This is a genomic window from Kitasatospora sp. NPDC004745 (assembly GCF_042873275.1).
GTDB lineage: Bacteria > Actinomycetota > Actinomycetes > Streptomycetales > Streptomycetaceae > Kitasatospora.
Genome location: NZ_JBIALK010000002.1, coordinates 484,913 through 498,502 on the forward strand (window position 1 = coordinate 484,913; position 13,590 = coordinate 498,502).

Here is a 13,590-nt window from a genome sequence, read left to right on the forward strand (position 1 = left end):
CGGAAGAGACGGCTAGCCCAGGACGGACTTGACGGCCTCCGGGGTGCGGGCGACGACGGCGTGGCCGTCGTCCGCGGTGATGATCGGGCGCTGGATCAGGATCGGGTGCTCGGCCATCGCCGCGATCCAGCGCGCCCGGTCGCCCTCCTCCCGGGTCCACTGCTTCATCCCGAGGTCCTTGGCGACCTGCTCGTCGAGGCGGGTGATGTCCCAGGGCTCCAGGTTCAGCCGCTCCAGCACCTGCTCCAGTTCGGCCGCGGTGGGCGGGTCCTCCAGGTAGCGCCGGACGGTGTACGCGGCCCCGGCGGCTTCCAGCACGCCGAGCGCGGACCGGCACTTGCCGCAACGCGGGTTGATCCAGATCTCCATGCCGTCCAGCCTACCGAGCCGGCCGACGGCCCTCCGCCCACCGGTGGCCGGGCAGGCCGGGCCGTCCCGCCCGGATGGCCCGGCCGGGACGGGAACTCCGCCGCGCCCGACGGTGGTTCACGAACCAGGAATCGGGGCCCGAGGAGAAGGGCCCCCGGAGGGGAGCAGCGGATGGACGGCGCGGCGATCATCGAGCAGTTGCTGACGGGCGAGGGCACGGCGGACCCGTACCCGCTGTACGCGCGGGCGCACGAGCTGGGCACGGTGATGCCGGCCGGCCCGGGCACCTTCCTGGTGGTCGGGCACGCGGCGGTCGACCGGGTGCTGCGCACCCCGGCCTTCGCGGTCGCGACCGCCGAGATGATGGCGGGCCTGACCCCGGAGTTCGCCGAGCACACCTCGCTGGCGCTGTTCGGCCGTTCGATCCTGCAGCGCAACGCGCCCGACCACCCCCGGGTCCGCCCGCTGATCGCCTCGGTGTTCACCGCCCGGCGGGTCGCCGCGCTGCGTCCGGCGGTGGAGGCCGCGGTCGCCCGGCTGCTGGACGAGATGGCCGAGCAGGGCGCGGACGGCTCCCCGGTGGACTTCATGGACGCCTTCGCCTTCCGCCTCCCGGTCGGCGTGATCTGTGAGCTGCTCGGCGTCCCCGAGCGGGACCGCTACCGCTTCCGCGGCCTGGCCTCCGACCTCACCGTCGCGCTGGAGTTCGTCGACGACCGCTCCGAGCTGGCCGAGGCCGACGCGGCCGCCGACGAGCTCGCCGACTACTTCACGGCGCTGGCGGCCGAGCGCCTCGCCCGTCCGCAGGACGACCTGGTCACCGACCTGGCCCGGATCGCCGCCGACGACCCGGAGCGGCTGCCGGCCCGGGAGCTGCTGGCCAACCTGGTGCTGCTGCTGGTCGCCGGCTTCGAGACCACCACCAACCTGCTCGGCAACGGTCTGGCCCTGCTGTTCCGCCACCCCGAGGTGGTGGCGGGCCTGCGCAGCGGCGCGGTCACCCCGGCCGGTTTCACCGACGAGGTGCTGCGCTTCGACTCCCCGGTCCAGCTCACCTCCCGGGTGGCCCTGGCCGACGACCTGGCCGTCGACGGCCTGCCGGTGCCGCCCGGCGACGTGGCGCTGCTGCTGCTCGGCGCGGCCAACCACGACCCGGCCCGCCACCACCGCCCCGAGGTGTTCGACCCGCGCCGCACGGACAGCCAGCCGCTGAGCTTCGGCGGCGGGCCGCACTACTGCCTGGGCTCCCAGCTGGCCCGGCTGGAGTCGGAGGTGGCGGTGCCGGCGCTGCTCGCCCGCTTCCCCCGGCTCGCCCCGGGCGGCGTTCCGACCCGCCGCGACCGCCTGGTCCTGCGCGGCTTCGAGACGCTGCCCGTTTCCGTCCGCTGACCGCGCCCCGACCGCCCGGACTGCCGGACTGCCGGACTGCCGGACTGCCGGACTGCCGGGCGGTCGGGCCCGCTCGGCCCGCTCGGCCTCGGTCGGCCCGGTGGCACGTGCCGGCCGGCAGGCCGTCGGGATCCGGGACGTTCGACCGTTCGTGGCAGGGCCGTCCGTGGGAGAGCATGGAGGGGCGAACCCGGTCAATCCGGGACATTCGTCCAGGAGGTCCCCGCCGTGCCCACAGCACCCCGCCCACCGCACCCGGTGGCCGTGGAACCCAGGGTGCCGCGCTGGGTGCCCTGGCTGCCGGTGCTGCTGCTCCTGCTCGACCTGACCGCCGAGGCGGTCGTCCCGGACGCGGTGGCCGCCGGCTTCCTGCTGACCGCCCTGCCGGTGGTCGCGGCGTTCAGCTACGGCCCGGTGCTGACCGCCGCCACCACCGTCGGCTCGCTGGCCCTGCAACTCGTCCTCGCCCTGCGCGCGGGCCACATCAACGAGCAGCACCACGTCTGGGTCTACATCGCCACCCTGCTCTCCGGGGTGATGGGCACCGCCCTCGCGTGGCAGCGCACCCGGCAGAACCGCAACCTGCTGCAGGCCCGGACGGTCGCCGAGACCCTGCAGCGCACGGTGCTGCGCCCGGTGCCGGACCGGGCCGGCGGCCTGCGGGTGGCCGGCCTCTACCGCCCGGCCCAGGCCGAGGTGCTGGTCGGCGGGGACCTGTACGAGGTGTGCGACACCCGCTTCGGCGTCCGGGTGCTGCTCGGCGACGTCCGCGGCAAGGGTCTCGGCGCGGTCCGGACGGTGGCCGACGTGCTCGGCGCCTTCCGGGCCACCGCGCACGACACCCCGGAGCTGGTCGACCTCGCCGACCAGCTGGACCGGGCCGTGCTGCGCGACGCCGCCGACCGCGGCGACGACGAGCTCTTCGTGACCGCCGTCCTGCTGCAGTACCGGCCGGGCTCCGACTGCGTGGAGATCGTCAACCGGGGCCACACCACCCCGCTGCTGCTCGGCGACGGCACCATCACCCCGGTGTCCTGCGCCGACGAGCTCCCGCTCGGCCTCGGCCACCTCGGCCCCGCCGAGGAGCGCGGCAAGCCGACCGCCGTCGCCCTGCCCCCGGGCCGCACGGTGCTGTTGTACACCGACGGCGTCAGCGAGGCCCGGGACGCCACCGGCACCTTCTACCCGCTGGCCCCGCGGCTGGCCGCCCTCGGGACGACCTCGCCCGACCGGCTGGTGTCCTTCCTGGCCCAGGACGTCCACGAGTACGCCGGCCTCCTCGCCGACGACCTCGCCGTCCTCGCCCTCACCCCCGACGCCCCGTGACCCCCACCCACGCACCGGGCCCCGCCGCCCTCCCGAAGGAGCACGACGGGGCCCGAGTGGTCCGACCGTCCGAACCGACCCACCGGTCCTGACCGGTGGATCGGCCGCGACCCGGCCTACAGGTCGTAGTAGAGCTCGAACTCGTGGGGGTGGGGGCGGAGGGCGATCGGGGCGATCTCGTTGGTGCGCTTGAAGTCGATCCAGGTCTCGATCAGGTCCGGGGTGAAGACGTTGCCGGCGAGGAGGTACTCGTGGTCGGCTTCCAGGGCCTCGAGGACGGCCGGGAGCGAGGAGGGCACCTGCGGGACGTTGGCGTGCTCCTCCGGGGCCAGCTCGTAGAGGTCCTTGTCGACGGGCTCCAGCGGCTCGATCTTGTTGCGGATGCCGTCGAGGCCGGCCATCAGCATGGCGGAGAAGGCCAGGTAGGGGTTGGAGGCCGGGTCGGGCGCGCGGAACTCGATGCGCTTGGCCTTGGCGTTGGAGCCGGTGATCGGGATGCGGATCGCGGCGGAGCGGTTGCGCTGGGAGTACACCAGGTTGACCGGTGCCTCGAAGCCGGGCACCAGGCGGTGGTAGGAGTTCACCGACGGGTTGGTGAAGGCCAGCAGGGAGGGGGCGTGCCGGAGCAGGCCGCCGATGTAGTAGCGGGCCATGTCGGAGAGGCCGGCGTAGCCCTGCTCGTCGTAGAAGAGCGGCGAGCCCTCGCTCCACAGCGACTGGTGGACGTGCATGCCCGAGCCGTTGTCGCCGAAGATCGGCTTCGGCATGAAGGTGGCGGTCTTGCCGTTGCGCCAGGCGACGTTCTTGATGATGTACTTGAACAGCATCAGGTCGTCGGCGGCGTGCAGCAGGGTGTTGAACTTGTAGTTGATCTCGGCCTGGCCGGCCGTGCCGACCTCGTGGTGCTGCCGCTCGACCTCCAGGCCGGACTTGGCCAGCTCCAGGGACATCTCGGCGCGCAGGTCGGCGAAGTGGTCCACCGGCGGGATGGGGAAGTACCCGCCCTTGTACTTGACCTTGTAGCCGCGGACGTCGCCCTCGGCGGCGCCGCTGTTCCAGGCGCCGGCCTCCGAGTCGATGTGGTAGAAGGACGCGTTGGCGCTGGTGTCGAAGCGGACCGAGTCGAAGACGTAGAACTCGGCCTCGGGCCCGAAGAACGCGGTGTCGGCGATGCCGGAGGAGGCGAGGTAGGCCTCCGCCTTCTTGGCGACGTTGCGGGGGTCGCGGCTGTAGGCCTCGCCGGTGACCGGGTCCTGGATGAAGAAGTTGATGTTGAGGTGCTTCTCGGCCCGGAACGGGTCGAGGCGGGCCGTGGCGAGGTCCGCGACCAGGGCCATGTCGGACTCGTGGATGGCCTGGAAGCCGCGGATCGACGAGCCGTCGAACATCAGGGTCTCGGACGGGTCGAAGGTCGCCGCAGGTACGGAGAAGTGCTGCATGACGCCCGGCAGATCGCAGAAACGGACATCGACGAACTTCACATCGTTGTCCTGGATGAACTGCTTCACTTCGGCGGCGTTGTTGAACATACATCCTCCTCGGCGTGCGAATGGGGCTCACCCTAGGAATGGCCCGTTTCCGGCCGGTGACCCGGCCGTTTCGTAAATGTTAACCACGGCCCTCGCGCGGGCGGCAAAGACGTACGGGACGGGGCAAAACGCCTCCCGGTCAGGGGCGCCCCTCCGCAAGTGGTCTGGACCACTTGGAAAGCCCCGGCGACACGATTCACCCGCTCGTGGCGTTCGGGGGAGCCGGTGGCGGTCCGGGCCGACCGCCCGGTTAGTGTGGATTCGTGGACACCAGAGAAGCGTTGGGATCGTGGATCGACGGCCCGAAGGCGGCCGCCGAGAAGATGGGCGCCGACTTCGGCCACCGCGGCGAGCGTCTCGGACTGCCCAAGGAGGGCTCCGGCTCGCTCGCCGGCCCCGGCCGCCGGATCGGCGCCCTGTTCGTCGACGGCTGGCTCGTCGCCCTGATCGCCTACGGGCTGATCGGCAAGGGCAGCGCAGGCCACGCGAACCTGTGGACCAGCCCGCTCTACTTCCTGGTCGCGTCGGTGCTGCTCGCCACCACCGGCACGACCGTCGGCAAGCGGCTCTTCGGCCTCCGGGTGGTCCGCCTCGACGGCGGCCGCGCCACCATCCCGCAGGTCCTGCTGCGCACCCTGCTGCTGTGCCTGGTGGTGCCGCCGCTGGTCTGGGACCGCGACACCCGGGGCCTGCACGACAAGGCCGTCGGCACGGTCGAGGTCCGGATCTAGAGGTTCGGATCCAGAGGTTCGGATCCAGGGGCTCCGATCCGGAGGTCCGGATCCGGGCGGCCGGCTCGTCAGCACGCCGGACGGCCGACGGGCCGCGGTCGGTGGCCAGCGCACCACGGCCAGAGCACCACGACAAGCGAACGGCCCCGCTGCGGAGTCTCCGCGGCGGGGCCGTTCGCGTTCGTGGTGGGGAGGGGTCAGCGGACCTGGCCGCCCTTGGGCATCCGGGCACCCTTGGGCATCGGGCCCTTGGGGATGGGCGCCTTGGAGAGCAGGTCGCCCAGCGCGCGCAGCCGGTCGTTGGTCTCGGTGACCTGGGCGGCGGTGATGGCGCGGGGCAGGCGCATCAGGTGGATCTGCAGCTTCTTGAGCGGGATCTCACCCTCTCCGTTGCCCACCACGATGTCGTGCACCGGCACGTCGCCGACGACACGGGCCATCTTCTTCTTCTCGGACGCCAGCAGCTGGCGCACCCGGTTCGGGTTGCCCTCGCCGATCAGCGCGATGCCCGCCCGGCCCACGGCGCGGTAGACCGCGTCCTGGTTGCGGGTCACCGCCACCGGGGTGGAGTTGGAGCTCCACCCGCGCCGGATGTTGTTCAGCACCGCCGCGACGGCGCCCGGCTGCCCCTCCATCTGTCCGAACGCCGCGCGCTCGGCCCGGCGCCCGAAGACGATCGCCATGGCCAGGAAGGCCACGATGAAGCCCAGGATCCCCAGGTAGACGGGGTGGTCGATTGCGAAGCCGATGGCGAGGAACACGCCGAAGGTCAGCAGGCCGACGCCGGCGATGATCAGGCCGATCTTGGTGTCGACCTTCTTGGTCATGGTGTACGCCAGGCGGATCTGCTTCAGTCGCCCGGGGTTCTCGGATGTTTCCCTCGCCATAACGCTCATGGTACGTGGCACGGGTACGGGATATCCAAGCCCGGGTACCCGTTCGCCCCCAACCGTGACCCGTGTGCGGGTACCCGACTGCGTACGGCGACGGCTGTGCCCGGGGCGGTGACGTCCTGCGACCGCGGGACTCCGGGGCGCTCGGGCCCGCCGTCCGGCGCGGTGCCGGCCGGGTCCGCGGCCGAGACCGCTCCAGCGCCGCGCGGTCGGCCCGGCGTGGGTCGGGGCCCCGCGCGGTCGGCCCCGCGGTCGGGCCCGGCGCGGTCGGGCCCCGCAGGCGCTACGGGGCCGACTTGGCGCCGACGGCTCCGGCGTCGTGCCGGCGGTCCGCCGCGTACCGGCGGTTCTCGCAGACCGCCGCCCAGGCGTTGCGCCGGGCCTGCCGCTGGCCGCCCGCCAGCAGGACGTTCTCGGCGAGCCGCAGGGCGACACCCACCGACCGGATCCGCATCCGCATGCCGAACAGCTCCCTGGTGGCTGAGAAGAATCGAACGATCGCGACGAGTTCCATCGTCACCACCCCGTGTTACCAGCCCGTGACCAGCCAGTCAAAGCACGATGAAGCCGAAAGGGCGGAGCCGGAGCTCCGCCCTTTCGCGGGGTGCGGGTGGCGCGGGGGCGCCGGGTCAGACCGCGGCCTGCTCGCGCCGCTCCAGCGCCTGCCGGTAGAGCCGGCCGGCCCGGTACGAGGAGCGCACCAGCGGGCCCGACATGACGCCGGCGAAGCCGAGCTCCTCGGCCTCCTGCTGCAGCTCGACGAACTCGTGCGGCTTGACCCAGCGCTCGACCGGGTGGTGGCGCAGCGAGGGGCGCAGGTACTGGGTGATGGTGATCAGCTCGCAGCCGGCGCCGACGAGGTCGGCCAGCGCCTGGCTGACCTCCTCGCGGGTCTCGCCCATCCCGAGGATCAGGTTGGACTTGGTGACCAGCCCGGCCGCGCGGGCCTGGGTGATGACGTCCAGCGAGCGCTCGTAGCGGAACGCCGGGCGGATCCGCTTGAAGATCCGCGGGACGGTCTCGACGTTGTGCGCGAGCACCTCGGGGCGGGAGGAGAAGACCTCGGCCAGCTGCTCGGGGACGGCGTTGAAGTCGGGGATCAGCAGCTCGACGCCGGTGCGGCCGCCCTGGCGCTCGGCGGTCATCGCGTGCACCTGGCGGACGGTCTCGGCGTACAGCCACGCGCCGCCGTCGGCGAGGTCGTCGCGGGCGACGCCGGTGATGGTGGCGTAGTTGAGGTCCATCGTGACGATCGACTCGGCGACCCGGCGGGGCTCGTCACGGTCGAACTCGGCGGGCTTGCCGGTGTCGATCTGACAGAAGTCGCAGCGGCGGGTGCACTGGTCGCCGCCGATGAGGAAGGTCGCCTCGCGGTCCTCCCAGCACTCGAAGATGTTGGGGCAGCCGGCCTCCTGGCAGACCGTGTGCAGCCCCTCCTTCTTCACCAGCGACTGGAGGGCGTTGTACTCCGGGCCCATCTTCGCGCGGGTCTTGATCCACTCGGGCTTCCGCTCGATGGGGGTCTCGCTGTTGCGGACCTCCAGGCGGAGCAGCTTCCTGCCGTCGGGCGCGACAGCGGACACGTGCGACTCCTAGAACTAGACGGGGTACCCCCAGGGTACGCCTGTGGTTGTACGGCCTTCGCCGGGCCTACCGCCCTGCAATCGCAGGGCAACAGAGCTACCGGCCGGTAGATTCCCGGGGGTTCCCGCCGGGGCGGCCCCAGGGAGGGTACCCGGGGGCGGGGGCCTCAGCGGCTGAGCGCGGGCTCGGGCAGCTCGGCGAACACGTCCGCCAGGTGCCGCTCGACCACCGGCAGCGCCTCGCCGACGGTGAAGTCGCGGCGCAGCTCCCCGGCGAGCGAGGCGACCCCGGCGTCCCGGATGCCGCACGGCACGATGCGGTCGAACCAGGTCATGTCCGGGTCGCAGTTGAGCGCGAAGCCGTGCATCGTCACCCCGCGGGCGACCCGGACGCCGATCGCGGCGAGCTTGCGGTCGTCGCCGCGCTGGCCGGCGTTGGAGGGCGCGTACTCGGGGCCGGCGAGCCGCGGGTCGATGCCCAGCGGCAGGCCCATCCGCAGGGTCAGCTTGCCGATGTCGACGACCTGGGCCGGGTCGACGACGGCGTCCGGGATGGAATCGCCCAGCACCCAGACCCCGCTGCGGCCCTCGACCCGGGTGGTCCCGACGCCGAACTCGCCGCAGGCGCGGATCAGCGCCTCCTCCAGCCGCCGGACGTACGCGACCACGTCGATCGGGTCGGGCAGCTTGACGATGGGGTAGCCGACCAGCTGGCCGGGGCCGTGCCAGGTGATCTCGCCGCCCCGGTTGACCTCGACCACCGGGGTGCCGTCCAGCGGCAGGTCGGCGGGGTTGGTGCGCTTGCCCATCGTGTAGACGGGCTGGTGCTCCAGCAGCAGCACGGTGTCGGGGATCTCGTCCGCGACCCGCAGCGCGTGCAGGCGCTGCTGCTCCTCCCAGGCCTCCTGGTAGGCGACGGCGCCCTCGCCGATGCCCATCCGGACGAACCGCACGTTCTCGCTCACGCGCCCACCTCGCTGCGCTGGGCGGTCGCTCCGCGGGACGCGCAACTCCCGATCGACCGCTCGCTCCGCTCGCTCACGACTGCTCCTTGCCAGGCGTTCGAGACCAACCTCGCCACTGTACGCCCACGCCCGGACGGACCGTCCAGCCACCCGATCGGAGCTCCCCGGCGCCCCTCCGGGGGCGGCGCGGCCCCGTCCGGAGCAGGCCGGTTAGTCGCCGGAGAGCAGCTGCAGCCGCAGCGCCAGCTGGAGTTCGAGGGAGCGCTCGGGCTGGTTCCAGTCCCGGCCGAGCAGCGCCTCGACCCGGTCCAGCCGCTGGACGACGGTGTTCACGTGGACGTGCAGCTCGTCCTTGGCCCGGGTGAGGCTGCCGCCGCAGTCGAAGTACGCGCGCAGGGTGCGGACGAGTTCGGTGCCGCGCCGGGCGTCGTAGGCCAGCAGCGGGCCGAGCGTGGTGCCGACGAAGCCGTCCACGTCGTGCCCGCCGCCGAGCAGCACTCCGAGGAAGCCCAGTGCGCGGGCCGAGGCGCCCTCCCCGGCGCGGCCGAGCACCCGCAGGGCCCGCACGCAGCGCAGCCCCTCGGCGTACGCGGCGGCCAGCGCGGGCGGGCCGGCGGCGGGGCGGCCGGCGCCGACGGTGACCGGGAAACCGGCCAGTCGGGCCAGCCGCTCGGCGGCCTGCCGCGCGGCCTCCTCCGGGTCGCCCGCCTCGGGCAGCAGCAGGACGACGGCCTCGCCGTGCTCGGCGCTGACGCCGCGGGTGCCGAACAGGTGGCGCCGGGCCGCGCCGACCAGCCGGCCGCGGTCGGGGGGCCCGGTGGGGCCGGCCGGTTCGGCGACCAGGACGAGGTGCGGACGGGCCAGGTCGACGCCGAGCCGGCGCCCGCGGGCGGTGAGCCCGGCCGGGTCGCGGTCGGGGGCGGTCAGCAGGTCGGTGAGCAGTTCGCCGCGGATCCGGTTCTCGGTCTCGGCCACCGAGCGGCGCAGCAGCAGGAGCAGTGCCGTCACCACGCCGGCCCGCTCGAACAGCCGCCGGTCGGCGTCGTCGAGGTCCGGCCGGCCGCGCAGCACCAGGGTGCCGAGCGTGTCGTGCCCGGCGAGGACGGCGCACACCCAGTGGTCGCCGTGCCGGACGGAGCGGCCTTCGGCCCGGGACGCGGCGACCGCCCCGGCCAGCTCGGCGGCGGGTGCGGACCGCCCGGCGAGCGACTCCCCCTCGGCGTCCAGGACGGCTATCTCCCCGCCCAGCAGCGCGGCGACGGCGGCGGCCACGTCGGGCACCTCGGCGCCGCGCAGCACGAGGTCGGTGAGCCGGTCGTGCGCCTGCTCGGCGCGCTGGACGGCGGCCGAGTGCGCCCGGACCAGCTCGTTGGCGCTGTTCAGTTCGGCGAGCGCGGCCCGGGTGTCGGCCAGGGCCTTGGCGGTGTCCAGGGCGATCGCGGCGTGCGCGGCGAGCGTGCAGAGCAGCGCCACCTCGTCGGGGGAGAAGGCGCGCGGCGAGCGGTCGGCGGCGAAGAGCACCCCGATGACCCGCCCGCCGAGCAGCAGCGGCACCCCGATGATCGCCACCAGGCCCTCGTCCAGGACGCCGGCGTCGATGGTGCCGGTGTGGTGGAACCGCTCGTCGGTGCGGTAGTCGGGGGTCGCGTACGGGCGGGCGGTCTGCGCGACGAGTCCGCCGAGTCCGTCGCCGAGGCTGAGCCGCAGGGTCTGGAAGAGGACGGAGACCGAGCCGTCCGTGACCCGCATGTAGGTGTCGCCGGCGGCCTCGTCCGGCAGGGTCAGGTACGCGGTGTCGGTGCCGAGCAGCATCCGCGCCCGGCGGACGATCGCCTGCAGCACGGCGTCCAGGTCGCGGGAGGCGGCGAGGTCGCCCGCGGTGTCGAACAGGGCGGTCAACTCGGCTTCCCGGCGGCGGTGCTGGCGCAGGGTGCGGTGCACGCGGAGGGCCTGCCAGGTGGCGTCGTCGAGCTCGGCGAGCACATCGGCGGGCGCTCCCCGGCGGCGGGCGTCGGCGAGCACGTCGGCGAAGTCCTCGGTGGCGGCGCCCGAGGCGAGCAGGTCCAGCAGCCGGCGCAGCGCGGGCGCGGCGGCCGCGGGGTCGTCCGGGGCGGCCCGGGGGGTCGGGACGGCGGGGGAGCCGTCCGGGCCGTCCTGGACGGAGCCGTTCGCGGTGCGGTCCGCGGAGCTGTTCGCGGTGCCGTTCGCCGTGCGGTCCGCGACGGGTCCGGGGTCGAGGGGGTCGTTCATCGTGCGTGCCGCCAATCGGCAGTGGGTCGCGTGCCCTTGGGACGGAAGCGCGATCGTAGCGGCTCGGCCGCCGGGCCGAGCCGCCGTCCGTCGCGCCGTCAGGTGGTGGCGGGCGTTCCGATCGCGGTGGTGTCGGCGGCCCCGGCCCCCGCGGCCGGCTCCACCCCGGTGAGGTCCCGGCCCCGGGTCTCCCGTCCGCAGAGCACCGCCAGGACGGTGACCGCCGCCGCGACGGCCACGTACACCGCGATCGGGGTGGCGTTGCCGTAGTCCTTGAGCAGCGCGGTCGCGATCAGCGGCGCGGGTGCGCCGGCCGCCACCGAGGCGAACTGGGCGCCGATCGAGGCGCCCGAGTAGCGCATCCGGGTCGCGAACATCTCGGAGAAGAAGGCGGCCTGCGGCGCGTACATCGCGCTGTGGAAGACCAGCCCCACCGTCACGGCGACCACCAGTTGTCCGAAGGAGCGGGTGTCCACCAGCCCGAAGAAGACGAACGCCCAGACGCCGACGCCGACCGCGCCCACCAGGTAGACCGGTCTGCGGCCGACCCGGTCGGACAGCGCGCCGAACAGCGGGATCAGGGCGAACTGGACCGCCGATCCGATCAGTACCGCGTTCAGGGCGGTCTGCTTCGCGAAGTGCGCGTGGGTCACCGCGTACGCCAGCACGAACGTGGTCATGACGTAGTACGAGATGTTCTCCGCCATCCGGGCGCCCATCGCCACCAGCACCTCCCGCCAGTGGTGGCGCAGCACCGCCACCAGCGGCGGCTGCTCGGCCTCGGCCTCGCTCTTGCGCCGCTGCTCGGCCGCGGCCAGCGCCTGCCGGAACAGCGGGGACTCGTCCACCGCGAGGCGGATCCAGAGCCCGACCCCGACCAGTACCGCCGACAGCAGGAAGGGCACCCGCCAGCCCCAGGACAGGAAGGCGTCGTCCGGCAGCACCGAGGTCAGCAGCGACAGCACCCCCGCCGCCAGCAGGTTCCCGGCCGGCGCGCCGCCCTGCGGCCAGGACGCCCAGAACCCGCGCCGCCGCTGGTCCCCGTGCTCCGACACCAGCAGCACCGCGCCGCCCCACTCCCCGCCGAGCGCGAAGCCCTGCACCAGGCGCAACGCGGTGAGCAGCACGGGGGCCGCCGCCCCGATGGAGTCGTAGGTGGGCAGCGCCCCGATCAGGGTGGTCGACCCGCCCATCAGCAGCAGGCTCAGCACCAGCAGCTTCTTGCGGCCCACCCGGTCGCCGAAGTGGCCGAACACCAGGGCCCCGACCGGTCGGGCCGCGAACCCGATCGCGTAGGTGAGGAAGGAGAGCAGGGTCCCGGTCAGCGGGTCGCTGTTGGGGAAGAAGAGCTTGTTGAACACCAGCGCGGCGGCCGTGCCGTAGAGGAAGTAGTCGTACCACTCGATGGTCGTGCCGATCAGGCTCGCGGCCACCACTCGGGGGAGTGAACGGCTCGCTGCTGGAACGGGTGCGGGGGAGGTCATGGTCACCACTTCCGGGACGGGGGGGACGGTGTCGCCACAAGGTAGGGAGCGCCGACCGTCGGGACGATGTGGGCCACCCACACAGTCCCGGTGGTCGGGACGGGGCGGGCGGCCACGGGTGGCGAGGGGTCAGTGCGCCGTCCAGCCGCCGTCGATGGGCAGGCTGGTGCCGGTGACGTAGGCGGCGGAGGGCGTGCAGAGCCAGAGCGCGAGCTGGGCGACCTCGGCGGGCTCGATCAGGCGCTTGACGGCGGTGCGCTCGAGCATGATCCGTTCGACGACCTCGTCCTCGCCGATTCCGTGGGCGAGCGCCTGGCCGGCGATCTGCTTCTCCACCAGGGGGGTCCGGACGTAGCCGGGGTTGACGCAGTTGCTGGTGACGCCGTGCGGGGCGCCCTCCAGGGCGACGGTCTTGCTCAGGCCCTCCAGGGCGTGCTTCGCCGTGACGTAGGCGGACTTGAAGGCGCTGGCGCGCAGGCCGTGGACGGAGGAGATGTTGACGACCCGGCCCCACCCCTGCCCGTACATGTGCGGGAGGGTGCGGCGCAGGATGCGGAACGGGGCCTCCACCATCACGCGTTGCATGAGGGTGAAGCGGTCGGGCGGGAACTCGTGCACGGGGGCGACGTGTTGGAGGCCGGCGTTGTTGACCACGATGTCCGCGTCGTCCGGCAGGGCCTCCACGGCCTGCGGGTCGGCGAGGTCCGCGACGACGGCCAGGCCGCCGATCCGCTCCGCGAGCTCCCGGGCCGGGCCGGCCGCGAGATCGACGACGTAGACCCGGGCGCCGGCCCCGGCGAAGGCCTCGGCGCAGGCCCGGCCGATGCCCGAGGCGGCCCCGGTGACCAGGGCCGTCCGGCCGTCGAGCGGGCGGGCTGAAGTGGTGTCCATGGCCGAGAACGGTAGGAATCCGGGGCCCCGGCTCCCATGTGGTGGACCGCCACAGCCCGTCGAACGACAGTGGTGCTCACCGCCATGACGGCCGATCGACGGTTCGACCGCGGAACGCCAAACACATCCTGCCCCCGCTTCCCCACAATGGGCGCGGTTGCTTCACCCGTTCGGAGGATT

The 13,590-nt window shown here is 73.5% G+C and carries 12 protein-coding genes; 3 read left to right on the forward strand and 9 right to left on the reverse strand.

Annotation, left to right across the window (positions count from 1 at the left end; genetic code table 11):
- Positions 1-12: 12 nt before the first annotated feature.
- Positions 13-369 (reverse strand): arsenate reductase family protein, encoded by a 357-nt coding sequence (locus ACFYUY_RS05790; protein WP_387898288.1) that lies wholly within the window; start codon positions 367-369, stop codon positions 13-15.
- Positions 370-540: 171 nt separating this feature from the next.
- Here ACFYUY_RS05790 and ACFYUY_RS05795 point away from each other — a divergent pair, with 171 nt between their 5' ends.
- Positions 541-1,758 carry a cytochrome P450 gene (locus ACFYUY_RS05795; protein WP_360207575.1) on the forward strand — a complete coding sequence of 406 codons (1,218 nt, stop codon included), beginning with the start codon at positions 541-543 and terminating at the stop codon, positions 1,756-1,758.
- A 228-nt stretch (positions 1,759-1,986) separates the two neighbouring features.
- On the forward strand, positions 1,987-3,084 hold the full coding sequence (locus tag ACFYUY_RS05800; RefSeq protein WP_360207572.1) for a PP2C family protein-serine/threonine phosphatase: 1,098 nt from the start codon (positions 1,987-1,989) through the stop codon (positions 3,082-3,084).
- Between the two features lie 116 nt (positions 3,085-3,200).
- Here ACFYUY_RS05800 and glnA read toward each other — a convergent pair whose 3' ends face one another.
- On the reverse strand, positions 3,201-4,613 hold the full coding sequence (gene glnA, locus ACFYUY_RS05805; protein WP_360207570.1) for a type I glutamate--ammonia ligase: 1,413 nt from the start codon (positions 4,611-4,613) through the stop codon (positions 3,201-3,203).
- Positions 4,614-4,876: 263 nt separating this feature from the next.
- Between glnA and ACFYUY_RS05810 the strand changes: the two genes are divergently transcribed.
- Complete coding sequence (locus ACFYUY_RS05810; RefSeq protein WP_360207567.1) at positions 4,877-5,344, forward strand: RDD family protein; 468 nt, start codon at positions 4,877-4,879, stop codon at positions 5,342-5,344.
- Between the two features lie 197 nt (positions 5,345-5,541).
- Here the strand turns inward: ACFYUY_RS05810 and ACFYUY_RS05815 are convergent, their stop codons facing one another.
- From ACFYUY_RS05815 to ACFYUY_RS05845, 7 genes are all read right to left on the reverse strand, one after another.
- Positions 5,542-6,240 (reverse strand): DUF4191 domain-containing protein, encoded by a 699-nt coding sequence (locus tag ACFYUY_RS05815; protein ID WP_387898663.1) that lies wholly within the window; start codon positions 6,238-6,240, stop codon positions 5,542-5,544.
- Between the two features lie 280 nt (positions 6,241-6,520).
- Entirely contained in the window at positions 6,521-6,751 is a 231-nt protein-coding gene (locus ACFYUY_RS05820; protein WP_387898666.1) for a hypothetical protein, read from the reverse strand.
- A 115-nt stretch (positions 6,752-6,866) separates the two neighbouring features.
- Positions 6,867-7,820: a lipoyl synthase gene (locus ACFYUY_RS05825; RefSeq protein WP_360207562.1), complete on the reverse strand. Its 954-nt coding sequence runs from the start codon at positions 7,818-7,820 to the stop codon at positions 6,867-6,869.
- 167 nt (positions 7,821-7,987) lie between these two features.
- Positions 7,988-8,758 (reverse strand): lipoyl(octanoyl) transferase LipB, encoded by a 771-nt coding sequence (gene lipB / locus ACFYUY_RS05830; protein ID WP_387898668.1) that lies wholly within the window; start codon positions 8,756-8,758, stop codon positions 7,988-7,990.
- Between the two features lie 237 nt (positions 8,759-8,995).
- Complete coding sequence (locus ACFYUY_RS05835; RefSeq protein ID WP_387898294.1) at positions 8,996-11,050, reverse strand: helix-turn-helix domain-containing protein; 2,055 nt, start codon at positions 11,048-11,050, stop codon at positions 8,996-8,998.
- Between the two features lie 83 nt (positions 11,051-11,133).
- On the reverse strand, positions 11,134-12,519 hold the full coding sequence (locus ACFYUY_RS05840; RefSeq protein ID WP_387898297.1) for an MFS transporter: 1,386 nt from the start codon (positions 12,517-12,519) through the stop codon (positions 11,134-11,136).
- Between the two features lie 129 nt (positions 12,520-12,648).
- Complete coding sequence (locus ACFYUY_RS05845) at positions 12,649-13,410, reverse strand: 3-hydroxybutyrate dehydrogenase (RefSeq protein ID WP_360207552.1); 762 nt, start codon at positions 13,408-13,410, stop codon at positions 12,649-12,651.
- Positions 13,411-13,590: the final 180 nt, after the last annotated feature.